The 516-nt window shown below is 46.5% G+C and carries 1 protein-coding gene; it reads right to left on the reverse strand.

From position 1 onward, the window contains the following. Positions 1-459: HAD family hydrolase (locus tag R8O10_RS27540; RefSeq protein WP_318192277.1), on the reverse strand; the 459-nt coding region annotated here is incomplete at its 3' end. Between the last annotated feature and the right edge of the window lie 57 nt (positions 460-516).

Below are 516 nucleotides of genomic sequence, written 5' to 3' on the forward strand. Positions count from 1 at the left end.
GTCCACCCATTCATCCATTTGTGTTGCTTTCAATTTGGGGTGCTGCGAGAAAATTGGACCGTTAGTGATCACGACAAGTTTGTAGTGCTTACGTAGATCCGTCAGCATTTCTTTTACGCCAGGGAAGAAAGTGAACGCGCCCATACGTGCTGAATCAAAATAGTGTTGTGCTTGCTGAGCTTGCTCTGCATCGATGTGGATGCCGTTCTCCGCCAAAATCGTTTGGATCAGACCACAGCGAAAAGCATTTTCGTCTGGAAGAAGAGCAACCAGCTGGGGAAACTCTGCGTTGAGCTTTTTATATACCCCTTGCAAATAGCGTTGTAAGAATGCTTGAGGATCAGAGACTTGCGGATACGTTTGTTGAATCCAGGCAGCAAATTTGTGCCCTGCAGCTTTGTCTGCTTGGGATGTGCCACATAACGTCTCGTCCATATCAAAAAAAATCGCTTTAAGCACAGGGGCTCCTTTCATTCACTACTTAGTCACTGGCGTCGAAAGCCTATTATCCCACTC

The organism is Vibrio sp. 1727, from assembly GCF_033344415.1.
Classification (GTDB): Bacteria; Pseudomonadota; Gammaproteobacteria; order Enterobacterales; family Vibrionaceae; genus Vibrio; species Vibrio alginolyticus.